Below are 19,301 nucleotides of genomic sequence, written 5' to 3'. Positions count from 1 at the left end.
GATAAGTTATAATCAGAAAAACCTTTATAATTATCAGAATAAGATTGTGAAATTCCGAATTTTTTTAGTTGTTTGTATAAAAATGGACCATAAAACTCATTAGTTAATTCATTTTTATTTTCTAGTGTTTCTGCATGTTATTTAAAAGGACCGTTATATGTTCTTGTATCAGCATCAGGATATATAAGTGGAAACCCAGAATGACCGAATAATGAAGTTATTCCAGCATTAAATAGTCATGATAATGATGCTTTTATGGTATCACCTTTTGAAGCATTAAAATGTTTGCTTTCTTTATTTATAGAATCTAGAAAACCAAAGTCAGTTGCAGAAAAAGTTTCAATATTTTTAGCAGCAATTAACATATTATTAAAATCTGGAATCCCTGCACCGTATTTATCACTAAATCCGTTTTTGTTTTTTATTTGTTCTTTGTCGCTTATCGAAATAGCAGCTGCACTTAGGATACTTTTGATTACTGGAATTCTAAATTCATTATTTAAATTAGGTTTTAATTTTAATAATGTTGAAATTAATCCGGTTATTGCAGGAGCAGCAAACGATGTTCCTTCCCTACCATCACTATCTTTAAAATTAAAATAACCTGGAGCAACAACTAGGGGTTTTGCTGGACCACCATTAGCATTATCTGTTTTATAATTTGAATATAATGCTAATTTGTTGTTTTTGACTGGAAATTTATAGTTTTTATCAAGGGCACCGACAGTTATAGAATTGTATGAAAGAGAATAATTATTGATTCAACCAGAATTTTGATCACCGATATTTTCGTTTCCGGCAGAAATAACATTAATCACTCCATACTTGCGCGATAAATAATCTAACAAGAAACTCTCTTCAGAATAAAATCTGTTATATCAATCTTTTTCCATACCATAGCTATGGTTAATTATTCTAATACCATAATATTTAATTAATTTTTCCAATTTAGTTTGTCAGTCGCAATTTCTAGAGTTGAATGAAGCAATATATAATTTTGCTGATTTATCGAAACCTTCTTCACCGCCAATAATTGATGATACTTTTAACGAATGCTCTCATGTATTATTTTTGTTATCTATATCATTATTTAGAAATTCTACGGAAGTTGCGAAAAAATTATCTGTCTTAAATTTATCAAAAACACTACCAAATTCTAAAACTCCTACATCTAAACTGTTATTATCTGTCTCTGTTAAACTCTTTTTATATCCATTTTCAAAATTTAAGATTTTAAATATATCATTTTTGTTTAATATATCATATTTTGAAAAATTATACGAATTTGTATTACTTGAACCACCACCAGATGATCCAGTATATTTATCGAAATAAAGGTCAGAAAGAAAATTATCGTTTACTGTTGATTTGAGGATTTTCATATTATTTGTATATAAAATAATTTTTGCTATATTTTCATCTTCTTTAAGTGACTTAACAAACAATTCTCTCTGTTTTTCGTTATTAAAATAAAACCATACAATTGGTAATTCTTCACTTACTAGATAATTTTTAAATGAATTACCGGTAATTTTTACATTATTAATAAATTCGTTGCTCTTATAAAAAACTATATTAGGGTTCTGTGTGTCATCATTTAGGTTATATTGATGATTTAGTAAAATTTTAAGTTCAAAATTATTATCATTAAACCTTTTTTTAGTTAATGACAATTGATAGAAAATGAATCTCTAACTTCTATTTTAAATTCTTTAAAATTATCATACCAGTTCTCTGATATAGTTATTTTCTGATTAAAATTCTTATTTATGTTTGATGTAATTACCATTGGAACTATTGATGTAATAAATAATGAAGTTCCTATTAGCATCTTAATTTTCTTTTTCAATACAACTCCTTAATTTATTATAAATAACAACTACTAATAAAATAATAGTTGATTCTTAGATATAGCAAATATAAGGTTTAATATTTAAATTCATTTTAATTAGTTTTTTTAATATTTACACTCCTTTTATGCAATATCTAAATAAATAATAAACGAAAAATGTTGATAATATATAAAAGTAACAAAAAAAGCTTAATAAATTTCAATATTATTAATCTTTTTGCATATTATTTTTATACAATTTAGTTAATTAAATTCTTAGTAATGTTTCATAATTCGTTTATCCCTATTTTTTTAATTGATATGTTATTTATAAATCTTACAGCAGCGTGAATTAAAACTAATAAAGCTTCATTAGTATCTTTAAACTGCTGACTTTTAGCAGTCAGTTTTTGTGGTTGTCTTAAATAAAAATATAAACATCGATTTACAATTGACTTATAAAATAATTTTTTACCAAATCATCTATTTAATCTAGCAACAGAAATGTAGTCTTGAAAACGAATTTGTTGTTCGATAACCCCACTACGTTGTTTTTTGCGCTTTATTAAATATGAATTTTCAACAGAAAAATCGTTTATGCGATTTTTATCAAAATTGCTAAATTCTTGATCACTTATATGCATATTTACTTTAGTTTTAATATAAAAATATATATTAAAACTAATTAATGATAGATAAATTAAAAACAAACCAATATATACTCATATTATTCAAGTTTTATACCAAATTATGTTAATGATTTCTTCTTGTTGTTTTTCAGTGTAACTTTTTATTAAAATAACTTTTGCAGAAAATAATAATAAAAAAATAAAAGTTATGGTAGCAAAAAAAAGTAAGATTATTCAGTTATATAACATTCATGATTTAGTAGTTTTATAAATAACATTATTTATATAATATTTTCTTACATCGAAAGTGTCCTTTATGAATTTAAAGGAAAAAACAACTATTAATAACAAAATTAAGATCGAATATATATCTTTCATTATTCTCCTTATAAAATTATATATGAATATCTAATATAAATTTTTAATTTATTGATTAGATGTATTTTGGTTGATTTAGAAATATTTAATGCATTAATTTAGTTAAAAATATTGTAGCTTGAATGTTATATTTGCTTATGAGTGACTAGTTTACCATTTTTAAAATATATACTTATAAACTATTTTTTTATACTTGTTCAATTAAATTATCATAATGTGGCAAAAATATGAAAAAATATTCATCAATATCCTATATTACACAACTTTATTGCTATATATATATATATATATAGGAAGCATAAAATTATTTCTGGGTAATTGGAGATTTTATGAAATATTCACAATCTGTTGCTGCACTTAATTCATACATTTCGTTATCAAAACTTGATAGTTTAGTTAAAAATGGTATGAAACACATTCATATTGATTTTATGGATGGGGTTTATGTAAGTAATTTTGGGGTTACATTTGATCAAGCAGAGTTTTTAATTAATAGATATAAAAATGTGCATTTTGATGTGCATTTGATGTTAAATAATCCATATATTCATATCAAAAAACTAATTGATATAGGTTTTAAAACAATATTTATCCCTGCTGAAAAAGTAAATACAGAATTTTATAAAATCAAAAATAATTATCCACATATAGATTTTGGGATTATGCTACAAGCAAATGATGATCCAATAAACTATAAAAATATTATTATAAATTCACAAAAAATACTTTTAATGACAATTGATGTTATAGGAGGAACAGGAAAAAAGTTAAGTCCTAAACTTCTTGATAAAACAAAAACTATCAAAAATATCAACTCGAACATCAAAATATATAGCGATGGTGGTTTAAGAAAAGAAAATGCATATTTATTTAGTTTGCATAATATAGATGTAGCGATTGGTGGATCTATCATATACTCATTTGCAGATGAAAAAGATTTTTGTAACTGATGAAAGGATAATTTTTAATGACTTTCCAAACTATTATTATTATAGTTTTATCAACTTTATTAGGATTTATTTTAATAGGTGTTATTATCTGAAGAATTTGATTGAAAGCAAACAATAAGGATGCTAAAAATATCAATAACAATATAGGATACACATCAAAAGCAACAGTAGATAAGTTATTAATCTTAAAAAACCTTACTCAATCAAGTGTTTTAACCAATATTTTAATAAAAAACTCTTTTGCTAAAAAAGGATTTTCAATATTAAGTGGTGTTGTAATAACACAAGAAAAAATTTTTGTTATTAGCAACATTATAACAAGTTCAAATTTTGAAAAAATAAAGATAGATTCAAACGGAATCTTGCTGCAAGCAAATAAAAAAAGTAAATATAAAGAAAACCTTAAAATGAGTTGATTAAATGAAATTAATAAATGAATGAAACATAAATTTAAAGACTTTTTTGAAATAATAATACTCATAGATGAAAATATATCATTTGAATTAATCGATAATAATAGTCCATATCGTACCTTAAATATAAACTCCCTTTCAAAAGAAATTTCACAGTTATCAAAAAAGAATTTAAATCCAGAAAAAGTTGTTGAGATGTTATTAAAAAGAAACTTATTTAAAAATAACAATAATGCAATTTAACATCTTCGGGGCATTAGTTTTAATAATAATTTTACTCATTCAACTATTTATTCATTTTGTTTATTCGTTTAATTTAAAAATTAAGTATCAAAGAGTTGGGTTGAATATTAATGATAGGTTTTTGGTTAAGTTAAAGCAAGATGTAGAAGCAAGACATCATAAATCTTTTGCTATCAGTTTAAAAACTTCTTATTTTAAAACATCATTGGATATTAAAAAATCAATTTTATATCTTGATAAGGAGCATCTTGATTCAAATATATATGCTTTAGTAAACTTAGTTTATTTTTATTATAAAACAAAACAAACAAGTGCTAAATGAAATATCAACCAAGAAATTTTAAAGTGATTTGTATTTATATTAACGACTTTTTTATGAATAGTTTTAATGATGAACTTTTGAATTGCTTTTATTGTTATTTTGTCTTTTATAATGATTGTAATAACAATAGATTTTGCAGTTAATTATAAATTATCTAAACAAATTTATATACTTACAAAAAATTATTTTATAGAAAATTTTTATAACCAACATCTTGTATTGATATTGAGTTATTTAAAGTATAAAAAATTATTTATCTTAAGCAAATATAGTAATTTTTATATCAAATTTATTAGTGAAATTGTTTATAAATTTAAGCATTGGGGAAATGATGAATAAAGAGAAAATTATTGAACACCTTATTTATAAATATGAAATGGATTTGGAGTATTTAAAATCATTAAATGATGAACAACTAAAAAAATTATATAAGCAAAAAGAAAATGAATCATTAATAATTGCTAAGAATCCAAATAAATTCTTTTATATTAAAAGTTTACCAGTACCAAAGGAATATAAGCACAAAACAACCACCAAAGGCGGAAAAATAATTTTCTTAACTTTTATCATAATGCTTATTTTGTTGTTTGTTTTGTTTATTACTGTCGCATTTATAAAATTTAAATAGGAGAAAAGATGAAATTATTTGATTTAAGTATGCTAGAGTTTCGAAAAGATATAACAGACTGAAAACAAGCAATCCATATCGGTGTAAAAATGCTAGTTGAAAATAAAAAAGCAACTTGAAAACTTGAAGAAATGATTTTAGAATCAACAACAAAATATGGGGCATATTATGTCTTAGAAAAAGGTATTGCTTTAGTGCATGCACCAGCAGGAGAACACTGCATTGAACCAGCAACATCAACATTAATTTTGGATAAAGAAATAGTTTTTAATGGCCAAAAAGAAAAAGCTGCAAAAATAATTATCACATTATCTGTTCCAGATAATGATTCTCATTTTCTGTTGATTTCACAGTTTGCACAATACTTTATGGATGTAGATTTCAAATCAAAAGCACTAGCAGTAAGTGATAAAAGTGAATTTATAAATTTATTAACAAGGAGTAAATATGAATTTTAGATGTGTATGTGGTTCTGGTTTGGGTTCATCGCTACTATTAGAGATGAATGTTAAATCAGTTTTAGATTCATTAGGTGTTGAATATGACAGTGTTGAACACACTAATATTTCATCATTTAGCAAAAATGGTGTAGATTATGTAGTAGTTGGAGCAGATGTTGCTCCAGCACTAGATTTTCCAAAAGAAAGAATGGTTGTTTTAACCAACATATTATCAAAAACCGAATTAGAAACTAAGTTAAAAGCATTATTAAACTTAGTTTAGAAAGGATGTATGGCATTTTTATTATGATTGCTTGGATTTTTAAAGGCATTTGTCGGTACACCTGCCCTATTAGTTGGAATTTTTACAATGATAGGTGCTTTGGTGCTACGTAAGAAGGCATCCCAAGTAATAATTTCTACATTTAAAGTCATTGTTGGATTTTTAATCCTAGGTGGTGGAGCAGGTGTACTTGTTGGTTCACTTAATAAGTTTCAACCTGTTTTTGAATCAGTTTATGGATTAAATGGAATTATTCCAAACAACGATGCATTTGCAGGAGCACTTGCTCAAGCATTACCATCAATTACTACCCTAGGTTCAATTGTAATGCTGGTAGCGATGCTGTTAAACATTGTTTTAGCACTTACATCAAGATTTAAATATGTTTATTTATCTGGACATGTGCTTTATTACAGTTCATTAATGTTAGCAGCAGTTATGTATGTCATTGGGTTTGATTTTGAACATAAACCAGGCGACTTTGCTCTTGCTTTATTTACCTCATCTGCCTTGATGGCAATTTATATGGTGCTTTCTCCTGCAGTCCAACAAAGATATATGAAACAAATTATTGGAAGCAACGAAATTGCACTAGGACATACTGGTGGATTCGGATATGCATTATCAGGTTTAATAGGAGAAGGAATTAATAAATTAAAGAAAGGAAAAGTTTTATCAACTGAAGAAATTAAATTTCCCCAATCATTATTTTTCTTTAGAAATACTTTAGTTTCTATTTCCATAACTGTATTTGTTTTCTATTTAGCTGCCTTTTTACCAGGTGGTATCCTATATGAAATAGGTAAAATTAATGCTAAAAATGCACCTGCTGCATATGAAGTTTTAGCATCAGGAAACTGAGTTATTACAATGTTTGTGCAAGCGTTTACCTTTACAGCAGGGGTAGAAATAATTTTAGCAGGGGTGCGATTATTTGTTGGTGAACTAGTTCCGATGTATAAAGGATTTAGTGATAAATTAATTAAAAATTCTAAAGCCGCTGTGGATTGTCCGGTAGTATTTCCATATGCACCGAATGCTGTAATAATTGGGTTTATCTCTTCGTTTATTGCTGGTATAATAGGAATGTTCATCACGATTGGACTTGGTAAAGCGGCATTAATACCTGCTGTTGTGCTACCAGGACTAGTTCCTCACTTTTTCTTAGGTGCAACATCGGGGGTGTTTGGAAATATCAAAGGTGGTATCATTGGTGCAATTGTTGGACCATTTGTGGTAGGTTTAATTATCACATTCATTCCTGTAATCTTTGTAGCAGGAAATTGAGCTCCAACAGCAACAAATGAACTAGGGGTGCTAATTGAAAAAACATCTAAAAATATTTCTATAACATCACTTAACTGAGGAGATACTGATTACTTTATTGGATTTATTCCTGGTATCCTTGGTTTAATACCAAAAGTTGGTAAATTCGTAGCTTTTGGAATAATTATTGCTGGTTATCTTGCTTTAGTCACAGATGGACTTATCAAAAGATTTGTTTTTGACAAAAGAAAGAAGGATCAACTACAAAATGCATAAAAAAAACTTTACCCATAAAGATTTCATTGCTAACATACGTGCTGTAGCAATAGATGGAATTAATCACGCAAAACAAGGACATATCGGAATGGCACTTGGTGCTTCAGAAATATTTTATGCCATTGTTGGAGAAAGCTTAAAATTCTCACCAGAACATCCACATTGATTTAACCGCGACCGTTTTGTTTTATCAGCAGGACATGGTTCAATGGGCCTTTATTCATTGTATCATTTGATGGGATTACTTACCTTAGAAGATATCAAACAACATAAAATGTATGATTCTAAAACACCATCACATCCAGAAATTGAAAAACTGGATTATGTTGATGCATCAACTGGACCATTAGGGCAAGGGGTTGGTATGGCTGTTGGTATGGCTTTATCAAATAAACATTTATCAAATCGTTTCAACCGTGAAGGACATCGCATTATTAATCATAATGTTATTGCTCTTTGTGGAGATGGAGACTTTCAAGAAGGAGTTGCTCTTGAAGCATGTGCCTTTGCTGGGACTAATAAACTCGATTCATTGATTTTAGTGCATGATTATAATAATATGCAAATTGATACAGCTTCTGAAGAAGTAAATAATATCAATTTTGAAAAATATTTCAAAGCATTAAATTTCAATGTGCAAATTTTAAAAAACAATAATCCTGCTACAATTTTAGCTGCATTAGAACACTCTAAAAAAAGCACACGTCCAAGTTACATCCAGGTTCCTACTACAATTGCATTCGGAACTAAGGTTGCAAATTCACCTAAAGGACATAATGGAATTTTAGATGAAAAAGCGACAGTAGAATATAAACAAAATTTAGGTTTATCTTACACTAATCCGTTTGAATATGATCCAAATGCATATCAATTTGGTTCAAAATTATTAAAGACTAAACATGGATTTTATTCAAGATGAGAGAAGAAATTAGAAGCTTATCAAACTGAATATCCTGAATTAGCTTCTGAATTAAAACAGCTTATTAACCAAGAAAAACATTTTGATTTCAAAGATTTTCAATTTAAGCAAACTAATCAAGCATCCAGAAACTATGTTGATGAAATTATGATTTATTTGGATAAAAATCACAAAAACTTCTTAGGAGGTTCTGCTGACTTAAGAGGGGCTACAAAAGTAGGATTTAACAGTGATCGTAATGTAAAATACGGAATTAGAGAGTTTGCAATGTTTGCAATTAACAACGGGATTGCATTACATTCTGGAATGCCAACATTTGGGGCAACATTCTTAGTTTTTGCCGATTATGGAAAGGCAGCATTGAGATTATCATCGATTATGCAACTGCCAAACATCGCTGTATTTAGTCACGATTCATATCAGGTTGGGGGAGATGGACCAACCCACCAACCGGTTGAACAACTTGCAACATTAAGAAGTATTCCGAACTATCTAGTATTTCGTCCTTGTGATGAAAATGAGATGTTGAATTCATTTAAATATGCATTGAATTCAAAATCTACACCATCAGCAATTATTGCAACCCGTCAACCAATGAAGTCATTTAATTTACAAAAAGAAACATTTAAACCTGCCTACTTTATTTCACAAAATAAATCAGCTGTTGTAAACTTACTTGCATCAGGTTCAGAAGTTGAATTAGTATATAAAGCAGCCGAAGAACTAAAAAGAAGTGATATTGTTGCTAATGTGATTTCAGTTCCATCATTACAGTTATTGCTAGATGACAGTGAATTAATTTCAAAACTTGGTTTAGACAAACTTCCTAACTTTGCAGTTGAAGCATCAAATGATCCACTTTGATATAAATTAGCTTTATATCAAAAATTCGATGGACATTTTGCCAAAGATTTTGGTCACTCAGCCCCCGGAGACTTTGTATATCATCTCAATGGGTTTACAAGTGAAAACATATTAACAAAAGTTAAAAGTTTTTTAGAAAAATGCAAATAAAACATCTGGCTTAGGCCAGATTTTTATATTCGTTTATTTAAATATTGATACAGCAAAATCACTTGTTCTATTGGAATCTCTTGGATTCGTATGTTTTCGTGCATTTTAAGACAGTTATAAGCAAATTGTATATTAGACATCGAATAAACACTTTTCAATGCACTTATAAGCTTCTTACGACGGTTTATAAAGCACAGTTTAAAAAATTCTTTATACGTATTTCAGGTGTAGTTATCAATATTATCTTTAAATTCTAAGGAAATAATTGCTGAATCTACTTTTGGAGCAGGGGAAAAACAAGAAGCAGGAACCATAAATTCTATTTTTACATTTGCTAAAAATTGACAAGAAAGCGAAAGTTTGGAATATTCTTTACTTTTATATTTTGCAATAATGCGCTGAGCAACTTCTTTTTGCACCATCAAAATCACTTTTGAAAATTTATCTCGATGTTCAAAAATTTTAAAAAGAATATCAGTTGTAATATAGTAAGGAATATTTGCAACAATAATGCTTTTAGGTAGATTTGATAAATCGACTTTCAAAAAGTTTTGCTGGTAGATAAATAAGCTTTCTGTATTGATATTTTCTTTTAATATATTCACCATATCCGGATCGATTTCATATGCATACACAGATTTAGCAATTTTGATAAGTTGCAATGTTAATGCACCTCTACCTGGACCTATTTCAACAATATAATCATATGTTCCAACAAGATTAATAATTTTATTAATAATATTTTTATCAATTAAGAAGTTTTGTCCAAACTTCTTTTTAGCATATACCGCATTTTTCATTATAAGTTAAATAACTTCCTTAAATTTCGATTAATTCGATCTACAAATTTATCCATTCCGATTGATTTTAAACCTGCAATATAATAAGCAACATAAACAACTGTATTAGGTTCGTTTATTTGGTTGCGATATGGATGTACCCTTAAATATGGAGAATCTGTTTCAGTTAAAAACCTATCAAGAGGAAGCATTTTAACAACATCTCTGGTTTTATCTGCAGAACCAAAAGTTATTACACCACTGAAAGAAAAGTATAAATTCTTAAACTCCATAAATTTCTTTGCTCAATATAAATCTCCTGCAAAAGTATGCAACATACATTTTAAATTTGGATATTTTTTTAATATCTCATAGACATCTCGGTAAGCTTGATATACATTTTCTTTATCACGGATATGAATAACAGCAGGAAGATTATATTTATTTGCTAATTTTATTTGATTTTCAAAACTAAGCAATTGTTTTTCTTTTGATAAACCATCTTCATAATAATAATCTAAACCTATTTCACCGATTCCTACAATTAAATTTTGATGTTCATTTAGAAGTTTTTCAACTTGCAGATAGCCATTTTCACCTTCACCAGATTCGGGGTGGATACCGATGCAAGCTTTTATAAAATGATATTTCAAAGCAAGATTGATACATTCAAGATTGTTTTTGTGAGAGCCCCCGTTATTAATTATAAATTCAATATTGTTGTTGCTAATGCCAGCAACGATATTTTCAATCTCTTCTTTTTTATAATACTCTGTAAACAAATGACAATGAGCGTCGATAAATTTGTTTTTTTTATTTGACATTATTTTCCTAAACAAAAGTTTGCAAACATCACATCTAAAAGGTCTTCGCGATTAGCGTTTCCTTTGATATTTTGCAACTCATCTCAAGCATTATATAAATCAATAATAATCACATCATAAGTTTGATCGTTTTGTAAGGATTTTCTTGCTTCCTTGATTGAATTTAGTGCAGATTTTATTAGTGATAATTGACGAGTGTTATTAAAAATTCTTTCATCAAAAATGTTAATATCTGCAAAGTTCTTAACCATTGCTTCTTCAAGCTCTTTGATGTCATTATTCAAAGCAGAAACATTAACAATGTTAGTATTTTTATTATTAACCAAATCCGATTTATTTTGAACTTTTATATAAAATTTCCCTAGTTTTTGACTCTCTTTAAAAATCATTTCATCAAATTCATCTTCTTTTTGACTTGGATCAAGGATGTGAACCACTAAATCAGCTTTTTGAATTTGCTCAAGTGATTTTTTTATCCCAATTTGTTCAATTACTTCTGTTGTTTTTCTTAATCCTGCTGTATCAATAAGTTTAAATAAAATCCCATTAATTTGATAACTTGCTTCAACTAAATCCCTGGTGGTTCCTGCAATATCAGTTACAATTGCTTTTTCTTCGCTTAATAATGTATTTAAAATGCTGCTTTTACCAACATTAGGTTTACCTAAAAGAGCAACATGAACTCCGTCAAAAATGTATCTACTATCTTCAGAAACTTTTACAATTTGCTCAAGTTTTGTAATTAAATTTTCAACTTTTTCAAGCATCAAAGGAGTAGAAACTTTTTCAACATCTTCATATTCAGGATAATCAATATTTACTTCACAAATACCAATTAATAAAGCTAAATCATTAGAAAATTCATCAATCAGTTGTGATGCTTTACCGTTAAATTTATTTACACTTGCAAATGCTTGTGAAGTAGTTTGTGACATAATTAAATCATGTATCGCCTCTGCTTTAACTAAATCCATTTTACCGTTTAAAAATGCTCTACGGGTAAATTCACCTTTTTCTGCTAATCTGCAACCATTTGCTAAAAGTAGTTCTAATACCTTATTTGTTACTACAATTCCACCGTGACAATTAATTTCAATCAAGGGTTCACCAACATAATTGTTATAAATTATTTTTCCTTTCGATTCTTTACCGACAAACCACATTATCAAGACTTCATCAACTAAAATATCGTTATCAAAAATATGACCATATGTAATTTGATGATCATCTCCAACCTTACCATTAAAAATTTTTTTAACTATCTTAACGGCATCTGGACCTGCTACACGAACAATAGAAATCGGTTGATTTATTCGTGAACCACTACTAATTGCTGCTATATTTTCGTTCATTTTCTTATTATATAAAATTATATATTTATGTAAAAAAAATGTGGAATTTCAATTAAAAATTCCCGTATTAGTCCGTATTTAGTTCGTCTGTAATAATTTCCATAATTTTATATTTATAAATGTTATAAATTAAAAGGGGAAACCTCAGAAAAAGGAAAACTATGGCAGAAATAAAACCGTACGTAGATGATCAATTTGTATTTAAAATTGACTTAAAAAAAGACACATTATTAAAGAACAAAAACAACTATAATTTTAAACTAAAAATTATGAAATCCTTATTTGATTCATATGAAAAATATTTAGATCATATTCGTAAGAAATTGATTAGGATTCGTTTTAATACCTTAGAGACAGAAGAAAATAGGATTGCTGAATTAAAAAATTTTGAAAGAAAACTAAATGATAAAAATGATATTATTCACACAATTTTAAATTATCTTACACCACGAAATGCTTGGATTATTGAAAAATGCTATTTAGATCGTGCAACTAGGAGTAAAACAACTTGATATGAAGAACACTTTTCTAAAACAACCTTTTATAAGTATAAAAAAGATGCAATTAATCAGTTTGTAGGTTACTTTTATGATTCCTTATTATTATAATTATGATGATGTCCAGCGAAGCAGTGAGTTAATTGTTGAAAATGTTACATATAATATTGAAGATAATCAAGTTGTAAAAACATTTAACAGAAATTTTGAAATAGAAATTATAAGAAATTTAGGTGCAAAGAAAACTGTAATTTTGTTTCGAACTTTAAATGGTGCAAATGCAGTTGAAAATCTTCATAAATACAAAGTGCATATTTTTTATGGTAATAAAGATCACGATATCTTTGATGCAAGTTTGCAAAGATTTGGTTTAATTTATGATTTAACTAATGAGAACAAGCAAATTTCGATAGTTTTAGCAACCGATGATGATAAACCTTTAAGAAAAATCAAAATCCAAGAAAATCATATTAAAAATTATGTTGATAATTTAATCATAAAAGAAAATTTAGCAAAACTTTTAATCCCTTATTCTATTACTTATCGTATTCATAATAAAAAGTTAGAGATTAGCAAAAGGTATTGGAATGTCTTTTTAACTTTTGATGATTTAAATACATCAAAAGGTGTGACAACACCTTTAAAATTATATGTTTATCGCGATAAATCATATGATGAAAAAATAGAAAAATATCTACCAAACTCCACGTCTTTTAATGTAATAAAAAGTAATTATGCAGCAAGTTTTGATAAAGATAAAAAAGAGCAAAAGATAGAATTAGCAGATAAAAAAGTAGCAGGAATTAATAAGATAAGCTACAATTTTGATTTTGTTACATCTGCAAAGGCAGAAGATGCAAAATTGATTCAAAAAATTGATAATTCAGTTGTAGTAAATAAAAACTTTTCAGGTGAGTTGAATTCTAAGTTTTACATTGAAACAAATTATGCAAAGTTTATAATCAACCGCAAACAAAACTTTAAAGCATTGAGCAAACCAAGTAAAGCGAATTCATTAATTATTCAAGAATTGCCGATAAATAATTCAGAAGAATTTAAAAAACAAATTTTTAAATACTCTGTTTTAATTGAGAAACTCTATGACATAAATACTTTTAAACTTAATCAGTGAATTAAAAGAAAGAAAAATGAAGAAGATTTATAAATTCACAATATCTATATTAGTAGGCTTTTCGATTGCAGGAGTTGGTTATGGAATATACACAGTAGTAAATAAAAAAGAAGAAGTTAAAGAAGAGAATACTAATAAAGAAGATACGGTTCCTATTAAAGAGAAAGAGATAGCAACATCTTTTCCAATTCTAGAACCTAGGTATTTTGCTAAATATGTTCAAGAAGACGAGTATGGTAATTATATTTTAGATAAAAAAATAGTTGAAGAAATAATCAAAGATATTATCCGTAGGTTTGCTAAGGAAAAAGGGCAAATTGATTTTAATTATGAACAAATAAATGAAAAAGAAATACTTTTATTATTAAAATATAGTGATAAAAGTGATAGTGAGATTAAAAAGTATCTTATTAAATTAGAAGAATAAAAAATTAAAAAATTAGCAAATAAACAAAAAATGTGCTAAAATTTAAATACTATGAGTACAAAGAGAGATTATTATGAAGTTTTAGGAGTAAGTAAAACAGCAAGCGAGCAAGAGATTAAATCAGCTTATCGTTCGTTAGCTAAAAAATATCACCCAGATAAATCAACTGATGCAGATAGTCATACAAAGATGCAGGAAATAAATGAAGCATATGAAGTGCTTTCAGATTCTAAAAAACGTAGTGCATATGATCAATTTGGACATGCTGGAGCAAATGGACAATATGCAAATGGAGCAAATTATTCGGATTTTGCAAGTAGTTTCGAAGGGTTTGGTAATATTTTTGAATCAATATTTTCAGGTTTTGGTGGTGGTTCTCGCAAAACAAGCAATCAACCACGAAAGGGTCAAGATATCCATGCAACAATGGAAATTACTTTTATGCAATCTTTAATGGGTGAAAATATTAAACAAAAGATGTATAAAAATGAAACATGTTTACATTGCGGTGGAAGTGGAGCTGAAAGTGCATCTGATATCCAAACTTGTTCAACATGTAGAGGTAGTGGTCATGTAACCAAAGTGGCACGTGGTATCTTTGGACAAATGCAACAGCATGTTGTTTGTGGAACTTGTGGTGGAGTTGGTAAAAGAATAGTTAAAAAATGTAGTGTATGTCGTGGTAACAAATATGAAAGACAACTTAAAACTGTTAACTTACAAATCCCACAAGGAATAGATGATGGTAGAGAATTAAGACTCGATGGTTATGGTGAACCAGGAATTAATGGTGGATCATCAGGAGATATGTATATTCAAATACGTATTAAACCACATAAACATTTTAAACGCAAAGATAATGATTTATATTTAAATTATCCAGTATCAGTTTTCGATGTGCTAGCAGAAAGAGATGTTATTATTCCTACACCTTATGGCGATGTAAGTTATACATTAAAAAGAAGTTATGTATCTGGTCAAGAAATTAGAATTCCAGGTAAGGGCGTTAAAAACAAATATGGAGTTGGTAATTTAATTGTTATTTTAAGTTTTATAGTTCCTGATATTTCCAGAAAAGAAGCAAAACTACTTAATGAAGTTCTTGCACAGATTTCAGATACAACTAATTCTGATATTTATAAACAAATTCAAAAGACATTAAAATAGGCAGATAAAATCTGCTTATTTTATAAATTGCTCTATATAACGAGCTAATCCAGATTCAGAACAAGGAAATTTTGTAACTTGATCAGCAATTTCTTTTAATTCAGGAACAGCATTAGCCATAGCAACTAATTTACCAATATGTTCTTTAGCAGATGCATCATTCATTGAATCACCGATATGCATTGCTTCTTTTGGATCAATTCCCCATAATTCACATAATCTTGCCTCTTCTGCACCCTTAGAAATACCTACATTTGTTATTTCGATAATATTGTTACTTCCAGATAATGAAACATTTAATTTTCCATCAAATTTTTCGCTTCATTTTTCAGCTAATCTTAAAATTTTATTTTTTGAAGGACTTCAAATTAATGCTTTAGCAGGTTCAAAATCTTTATTATATTGTGAATATTTTTTTGCTGTTTTTTTACCAAAACCCATTACTAGACGATAAAATCAGTTTTTGGTATATGCATGTTCTCTTGGATTAGAATCATAAACAACAAAGCATTTATTTTTCTTTATTTCATCAAATAATTCATTAGCAATATCTTTTGGAATAACAACTGAATGGACAACTTGTCCATTTATAACTGTTTGAGCACCATTTCAAGCAATATAAGAGCTTGAACCTAAACTTTGAACAATAGCAAGAGTTTTAGGATTAACCCCACGTCCTGTTGAAACTACAATAGGAATAAAATTTTGAACTTTTTTAACTATTTCCTTAGTAAATTCGGTTACTTCTTTTTGTCAAAACTTTTCTCCAGGACCATCAATTGCTGTTCCATCTAAGTCAATAAAAATAATTTTAGGTTTATTCATAAATTAATTATACAAAATTATAATTTACTATAAAATACTGCTATAAAAAAAATTTTATGAATTTCTTTTATAAAATGAAAAAATAATATAATTTTGCATTAGAAAATAAAAGTAAAAACTTTTTAAAGAAAAAAATCTTTTATTTTTAGTAAAAATACTATAATAATAGTATAGAAGACATTTTAAGTAGATATGTATGCATATATTTCATATATATATATATATATATATATATACGTGTCAATCGAAGGAGTGTCATATGAGTATAAAATTAAAACGAAAATATTTGATATTAAGTGGTTTAGTAGTTGGTACATCACTTGTTTCAAGTGTCACTGGATCAGTCCTGTATAATTTTTCACCCACCTCATCGTCAGATAATAGTAGCAACCTACCTGAATCAATTAATAAACCAGTTTTAGAAAATATAAATCATACTGATATAACAGCTGGCATTAGTTCAGTTGTTGATTTAAATTTACCTAAACCAAAAGAAAAGGTTAAAAAAATAGATGAACCTACTGTTAAGACAACTAAAAAAGTTGATGAAAACAAAGAAGTGACAAAAACTAAGGAAACAGTTATTTTAAATCAAATTGAAAAACCAAAACCGATAGAAAAACAAGAGTTAAAACAAGTTCCTGAAAAGAAAAAAGATGAACCAAAACCTGAAACAAAACAAGAAATAAAGAAGAGTGAACCTGCTTCAGCGCAAAAAATAAAACAAATCGTTATAACCCCACCAAAAGAAGACGAAAAGAAAGAATTACCAATTGCTCAACCTCCAAAGCAGGAAGTAAAAAAACAAGAAAACTTTAGTCCTAAACAAGAACAATCGAATAAAATATATATTCAAGGTGTACCTGTTGATGCAGATGTTACACAAAATCCAGGAAGAACAATTGCTCAATATGATGTAGAACGTGATATCGCTAATCGAAGACCATATTCACAGGAAATAAATAAGGTTCTAAATAGTATTACAGTTACAGACCAACTGACTAACAGGGTTTTATCTAATGCAGTTGCAGCATTTAAAACCATACATGATAATCCGAATGATACAATAGGGTTTATTAAGCAAATTTTTGATGATAAACAATATAAAACAGAAACTGAACGCGATGCTAATATTCAAAGTTATATTAATCAACAACCATGAGTTTGAGAAAAAAAACGATATCAATACAGTAGATTAATAGATTCACCTAATATCAAGTATTTTTTAAAGAATCCAGCTGATTATGAAAAATTTAAAAATTACCCTGATAAAACAGTTCGTGATTGACTCTTAATAGAAAATATTGACTTTTCTAAATTTACCCAAATAGATCCAAGTGCATATTCGGAATTACAAAAAGGATTTGTTTTAGATCCGAGAGAAATTTATATCACTGAAGATGGAAAAATTAACTCACATGCATTTGGTCAACCAGATGAATTTAACTCAGTTTTAGGTGTACAAACAAGAGATAATGAAACTAGGAGAACCTTTAGGATCTCAGGACCATTTGGCCGTGATGGTGATTCAATTTTAAGTGGTAATTATAAAGACTGAAATAAAACTGATATAAAATATGAAGCAAGATTTGCTAAATATGATATTCAAGGAATAAAAGGTATTAATATTTATAAACTTACAGCAAAGCAAAAAGTTGATGGACAACTTAATGAAGGAACTGTTTTAGAAATTAATATGTTTGATTCTAAGGCATATGCTAAAACAAAAGAACTTTTGGAAGGATTTAAAAAAGATAATATTAATATTACTTCATATCGTTTCTTAAATATGGGTGCAGCATCGGCGAATCAGAAATTTAAAGAAATTTTAGATTTATTACCTCAAAAAATTCCTCAATTAGAATTATTCTTTGATGCATCTGCTGCAAATACATCTGCATTAATAGAGCTAGAATACAAAGAAATCGATGAATTAGGTTTATATACAACCGGAAATGCACTTTCAGAAAAATGATCAATTAACCCGTTAGCTCTTCGTAAAACCGCTTGGGTTAATACACTAGATTATGATGTAAGTAGAGATTATCCAGCGAATTCAAATATAGCTACTAGAATTGTATTTGACTCTCTTGCTTTTGAAGAAAGTGATATAAAAAAGAACACTTCTGATCCATATTCAAGAATTAATGATGGTTTAAGAATGGCATATTGAACTAGAAATAATGAAAAAATATTTGAAGGAAAAAGCGGAGGTGGAAACCATCCCGATAACAATGAAAGTGGAAACAGTTATCCGTTAGGTCTTGATTTTTCTAGAGCACCATCAATTCGTTCATTGCATGGTTTAGTATTCTCAGATGTAGTTAAAACATCAAATGCTCCAAGAAAAATTAAAAGATTATTATTATTTAATGATTCAGAATACTTTAACATTTCTTCTAAAGAATTAAATGATGCAGGTTTTGAAAACATCGCTAAAGGAGAACCGGGTCCACCAGATGCAAAAATAATATTTAGTAACAATAATACAACTAAATATGTTTATTTAACTGGTTCTGATCAACTAACATCACGTGGATTGGGTTATTTAAAGGATTTATTTGATTTAGCTAAACAACTTAATAAAACAACCATTTATGTACAACCACAAGCAATAGAGTTAAAAAAACAACTTGAATCAAATGGTTATACAGTTGCTGTGTATAGTCAACAAGAAGATGATCTTACATTAACTTAGGAGGTTAT

The 19,301-nt window shown here is 27.6% G+C and carries 20 protein-coding genes; 13 read left to right on the top strand and 7 right to left on the bottom strand.

Annotation, left to right across the window (positions count from 1 at the left end):
• Positions 1-137 precede the first annotated feature (137 nt).
• The 3 genes from ACXYRP_RS02525 to ACXYRP_RS02515 all read right to left on the bottom strand — a co-directional run bounded on the left by ACXYRP_RS02525 (position 138) and on the right by ACXYRP_RS02515 (position 2,838).
• Positions 138-1,673: a S8 family serine peptidase gene (locus ACXYRP_RS02525; protein ID WP_458615143.1), complete on the bottom strand. Its 1,536-nt coding sequence runs from the start codon at positions 1,671-1,673 to the stop codon at positions 138-140.
• Positions 1,664-1,849, bottom strand: coding sequence for a hypothetical protein (locus tag ACXYRP_RS02520; RefSeq protein ID WP_458614369.1), 186 nt, complete (start codon positions 1,847-1,849; stop codon positions 1,664-1,666). Before ACXYRP_RS02520 ends, ACXYRP_RS02525 begins: the two co-directional genes overlap by 10 nt.
• Positions 1,850-2,091: 242 nt before the next feature.
• A complete protein-coding gene (locus ACXYRP_RS02515; protein WP_458614368.1) occupies positions 2,092-2,838 on the bottom strand; it encodes a hypothetical protein in 747 nt (248 codons plus the stop codon).
• Positions 2,839-3,167: 329 nt separating this feature from the next.
• Here ACXYRP_RS02515 and ACXYRP_RS02510 point away from each other — a divergent pair, with 329 nt between their 5' ends.
• The 8 genes from ACXYRP_RS02510 to ACXYRP_RS02475 are packed head-to-tail and all read left to right on the top strand — an operon-like array spanning position 3,168 to position 9,592.
• A complete protein-coding gene (locus ACXYRP_RS02510) occupies positions 3,168-3,806 on the top strand; it encodes a beta/alpha barrel domain-containing protein (protein WP_458615142.1) in 639 nt (212 codons plus the stop codon).
• Complete coding sequence (locus ACXYRP_RS02505) at positions 3,806-4,444, top strand: hypothetical protein (protein ID WP_458615141.1); 639 nt, start codon at positions 3,806-3,808, stop codon at positions 4,442-4,444. The genes ACXYRP_RS02510 and ACXYRP_RS02505 overlap by 1 nt, the downstream gene beginning before the upstream one ends.
• Entirely contained in the window at positions 4,434-5,105 is a 672-nt protein-coding gene (locus ACXYRP_RS02500; protein ID WP_458615140.1) for a hypothetical protein, read from the top strand. Before ACXYRP_RS02505 ends, ACXYRP_RS02500 begins: the two co-directional genes overlap by 11 nt.
• Positions 5,098-5,394: a hypothetical protein gene (locus tag ACXYRP_RS02495; RefSeq protein WP_458614364.1), complete on the top strand. Its 297-nt coding sequence runs from the start codon at positions 5,098-5,100 to the stop codon at positions 5,392-5,394. Before ACXYRP_RS02500 ends, ACXYRP_RS02495 begins: the two co-directional genes overlap by 8 nt.
• An 8-nt stretch (positions 5,395-5,402) precedes the next feature.
• A complete protein-coding gene (locus ACXYRP_RS02490) occupies positions 5,403-5,852 on the top strand; it encodes a PTS sugar transporter subunit IIA (protein ID WP_458615139.1) in 450 nt (149 codons plus the stop codon).
• Entirely contained in the window at positions 5,842-6,117 is a 276-nt protein-coding gene (locus tag ACXYRP_RS02485) for a PTS sugar transporter subunit IIB (protein ID WP_435128722.1), read from the top strand. The genes ACXYRP_RS02490 and ACXYRP_RS02485 overlap by 11 nt, the downstream gene beginning before the upstream one ends.
• A gap of 9 nt (positions 6,118-6,126) precedes the next feature.
• Positions 6,127-7,659: a PTS ascorbate transporter subunit IIC gene (locus ACXYRP_RS02480; RefSeq protein WP_458615138.1), complete on the top strand. Its 1,533-nt coding sequence runs from the start codon at positions 6,127-6,129 to the stop codon at positions 7,657-7,659.
• Positions 7,652-9,592, top strand: coding sequence for a transketolase-like TK C-terminal-containing protein (locus ACXYRP_RS02475; RefSeq protein ID WP_458615137.1), 1,941 nt, complete (start codon positions 7,652-7,654; stop codon positions 9,590-9,592). Before ACXYRP_RS02480 ends, ACXYRP_RS02475 begins: the two co-directional genes overlap by 8 nt.
• Before the next feature lie 23 nt (positions 9,593-9,615).
• Here ACXYRP_RS02475 and rsmA read toward each other — a convergent pair whose 3' ends face one another.
• The 3 genes from rsmA to mnmE are packed head-to-tail and all read right to left on the bottom strand — an operon-like array spanning position 9,616 to position 12,547.
• Entirely contained in the window at positions 9,616-10,392 is a 777-nt protein-coding gene (rsmA, locus tag ACXYRP_RS02470) for a 16S rRNA (adenine(1518)-N(6)/adenine(1519)-N(6))-dimethyltransferase RsmA (protein WP_458615136.1), read from the bottom strand.
• Complete coding sequence (locus tag ACXYRP_RS02465) at positions 10,392-11,195, bottom strand: TatD family hydrolase (RefSeq protein ID WP_458615135.1); 804 nt, start codon at positions 11,193-11,195, stop codon at positions 10,392-10,394. The genes rsmA and ACXYRP_RS02465 overlap by 1 nt, the downstream gene beginning before the upstream one ends.
• The gene (mnmE, locus tag ACXYRP_RS02460) at positions 11,195-12,547 is read right to left on the bottom strand and encodes a tRNA uridine-5-carboxymethylaminomethyl(34) synthesis GTPase MnmE (protein WP_458597657.1); all 1,353 of its coding nucleotides are present in this window, start codon (positions 12,545-12,547) and stop codon (positions 11,195-11,197) included. The genes ACXYRP_RS02465 and mnmE overlap by 1 nt, the downstream gene beginning before the upstream one ends.
• A gap of 161 nt (positions 12,548-12,708) precedes the next feature.
• On the opposite strand from mnmE, the gene ACXYRP_RS02455 reads away from it, so the two are divergent.
• The 4 genes from ACXYRP_RS02455 to dnaJ are packed head-to-tail and all read left to right on the top strand — an operon-like array spanning position 12,709 to position 15,770.
• Positions 12,709-13,155 carry an MG284/MPN403 family protein gene (locus ACXYRP_RS02455; protein ID WP_435128739.1) on the top strand — a complete coding sequence of 149 codons (447 nt, stop codon included), beginning with the start codon at positions 12,709-12,711 and terminating at the stop codon, positions 13,153-13,155.
• Positions 13,136-14,209 (top strand): hypothetical protein, encoded by a 1,074-nt coding sequence (locus ACXYRP_RS02450; RefSeq protein ID WP_458614358.1) that lies wholly within the window; start codon positions 13,136-13,138, stop codon positions 14,207-14,209. The genes ACXYRP_RS02455 and ACXYRP_RS02450 overlap by 20 nt, the downstream gene beginning before the upstream one ends.
• Positions 14,193-14,603, top strand: coding sequence for an MHO_1590 family protein (locus ACXYRP_RS02445; RefSeq protein ID WP_458597655.1), 411 nt, complete (start codon positions 14,193-14,195; stop codon positions 14,601-14,603). Before ACXYRP_RS02450 ends, ACXYRP_RS02445 begins: the two co-directional genes overlap by 17 nt.
• A 51-nt stretch (positions 14,604-14,654) precedes the next feature.
• Positions 14,655-15,770 carry a molecular chaperone DnaJ gene (gene dnaJ / locus ACXYRP_RS02440; RefSeq protein ID WP_458615134.1) on the top strand — a complete coding sequence of 372 codons (1,116 nt, stop codon included), beginning with the start codon at positions 14,655-14,657 and terminating at the stop codon, positions 15,768-15,770.
• Between the two features lie 15 nt (positions 15,771-15,785).
• Here the strand turns inward: dnaJ and ACXYRP_RS02435 are convergent, their stop codons facing one another.
• Positions 15,786-16,595, bottom strand: a complete 810-nt coding sequence (locus tag ACXYRP_RS02435; RefSeq protein WP_458614356.1) for an HAD hydrolase family protein — start codon at positions 16,593-16,595, stop codon at positions 15,786-15,788.
• Between the two features lie 259 nt (positions 16,596-16,854).
• Here ACXYRP_RS02435 and ACXYRP_RS02430 point away from each other — a divergent pair, with 259 nt between their 5' ends.
• Positions 16,855-19,293, top strand: coding sequence for a putative immunoglobulin-blocking virulence protein (locus ACXYRP_RS02430; protein ID WP_458615133.1), 2,439 nt, complete (start codon positions 16,855-16,857; stop codon positions 19,291-19,293).
• The last annotated feature ends 8 nt before the right edge of the window (positions 19,294-19,301 follow it).

It is taken from the genome of Mycoplasma sp. 5912 (assembly GCF_054353835.1).
The sequence above is the reverse complement of the archived record's forward strand: the minus strand, read 5'-3'. Positions and strand labels throughout refer to the sequence as shown.